The following is a 2,457-nucleotide window of genomic DNA, read 5'->3' on the forward strand; positions in this document are numbered from 1 at the left end:
GGAGCCGAAGCGAAAGCGAATCTTAAGAGGGTGGCAAGTACGATGAGATAGACCCGAAGCCGTAGTGATCTAGTCATGAGCAGGTTGAAGGCTGGGTGAATCCAGCTGGAGGACCGAACCGACCCCCGTTGAAACGTTGGCGGATGACTTGTGACTAGCGGAGAAATTCCAATCGAACACGGCGATAGCTGGTTCTCCCCGAAATAGCTTTAGGGCTAGCGTTGAACGAATCTACCCGGAGGTAGAGCACTGAAAATATGCGGGCGGCACCTAGCCGTACCAAATGTTATCAAACTCCGAATGCCGGGCAAGAATATTCAGCAGTCAGACTGTGGGTGATAAGGTCCATGGTCAAAAGGGAAACAGCCCAGATCATCAGATAAGGTCCCAGAATCTACGCCAAGTGGAAAAGGATGTGGAGACGCGCAAACAGCTAGGAGGTTAGCTCAGAAGCAGCTATCCTTGAAAGAGTGCGTAACAGCTCACTAGTCGAGTATCTCTGCGCCGAAAATTAACCGGGGCTAAGCGTAGTACCGAATCTATGGATTTGTGCAGAAATGTATAAGTGGTAGGGGAGCGTTCCAAACAGCATAGAAGGCATACCGAAAGGAGTGCTGGAGCGTTTGGAAGTGAGAATGCCGGTGTGAGTAGCGAGATGCAGGTGAGAATCCTGCACACCGATAGACCAAGGTTTCCAGGGGAAGGTTCGTCCGCCCTGGGTAAGTCGGGACCTAAGACGAGGCAGAAATGCGTAGCCGATGGACGACTGGTTTATATTCCAGTACCCGCGATACAACTGAAGGAGTGACGGAAAAGGTTACCTCGAGCCCTTAATGGATTGGGCAGGACAGAGAGGAGCAGGCAGCAGGCAAATCCGCTGCAGGATGCAGAGCTCTGGACCGAATGAACGAGCGATCAAGTAGTGAAGAGAGAGATACCAGTTCCCGAGAAAAGCTTCTAAGGCTAATTGTATAGCGGCCCGTACCAAAACCGACACAGGTGGTCAAGGCGAGTAGCCTGAGGTGAGCGAGAGAACTGTTGCCAAGGAACTCGGCAAACTGACCCCGTACGTTAGCAATAAGGGGTGCTCGAAAGAGCCGCAGTGAATAGGCCCTAGCAACTGTTTAACTAAAACATAGCTCTCTGCCAAGCCGCAAGGCGAAGTATAGGGGGTGACACCTGCCCGGTGCTGGAAGGTCAAGGGGATTTGTCAGCGCAAGCGAAGCATTGAACCGAAGCCCCAGTGAACGGCGGCCGTAACTATAACGGTCCTAAGGTAGCGAAATTCCTTGTCAGGTAAGTTCTGACCCGCACGAAAGGTGTAATGATTTGGGCACTGTCTCGGCAGCAGACTCGGTGAAATCTTAGTACCTGTGAAGATGCAGGTTACCCGCAACTAGACGGAAAGACCCCATGGAGCTTTACTGCAGTCTGCTATTGAGTTTCGGTTGGATATGCACAGGATAGGTGGGAGACGATGAGACGTGGATTTCGGTCTACGAGGAGTCACTGTTGGGATACCACTCTTATTCAACTGGAATTCTAACTGATATCCGTGATCCGGATACAGGACCGTGGCAGATGGGCAGTTTGACTGGGGCGGTCGCCTCCCAAAGAGTAACGGAGGCGCACAAAGGTACTCTCAGAATGGTTGGAAATCATTCAGCGAGCGCAAACGCAGAAGAGTGCTTGACTGCGAGACATACAGGTCGAGCAGGGACGAAAGTCGGTGTTAGTGATCCGGCGGTGCAGAATGGAATGGCCGTCGCTTAACGGATAAAAGCTACCCTGGGGATAACAGGCTGATCTCGCCCAAGAGTTCACATCGACGGCGAGGTTTGGCACCTCGATGTCGGCTCATCGCATCCTGGAGGTGAATTCGCTTCCAAGGGTTGGGCTGTCCGCCCATTAAAGCGGTACGCGAGCTGGGTTCAGAACGTCGTGAGACAGTTCGGTCCCTATCTGTTGTGGGCGTTGGAAATTTGAGGAGAGCTGCCCCTAGTACGAGAGGACCAGGGTGGACGTTCCTACGGTGCACCAGTTGTCACGCCAGTGGCACAGCTGGATAGCTGAGAACGGACCGGATAAACGCTGAAGGCATCTAAGCGTGAAACCGACTCCAAGATTAGATTTCCCATTGTTTCAAACAAATAAGACCCCTTGAAGACGACGAGGTTGATAGGTCAGGGATGTAAGTACAGTGATGTATTGAGTTGACTGATACTAATAGGTCGAAGGTTTATTCACGCGAGAGAACACAGCGACTTGAAGAAAGAGTTATAGGTTTGTAGAGAGATTGTTATTCAGTTTTGAAGGAATGACCTTCAGAAGTAAAGATCTGGTGACGATAGCGATGTGGTCACACCTGTTCCCATCCCGAACACAGAAGTTAAGCACATCAGCGGCAAAAATAGCCTTACGGTGAATCGAGCACGTTGCCAGGTCTTTGCTTTTTTT

The 2,457-nt window shown here is 51.2% G+C and carries 2 rRNA genes; both read left to right on the plus strand.

The annotated features are described in order from the left end of the window. Positions 1–2,247, plus strand: a 23S ribosomal RNA gene (locus ACTND6_RS10810); the annotation flags it as partial. A 90-nt stretch (positions 2,248–2,337) separates the two neighbouring features. After that, a 5S ribosomal RNA gene (gene rrf, locus ACTND6_RS10815) occupies positions 2,338–2,444 on the plus strand. Positions 2,445–2,457: the final 13 nt, after the last annotated feature.

This window comes from Bulleidia sp. HCP3S3_C9, assembly GCF_052064035.1.
GTDB lineage: Bacteria > Bacillota_I > Bacilli_A > Erysipelotrichales > Erysipelotrichaceae > Bulleidia.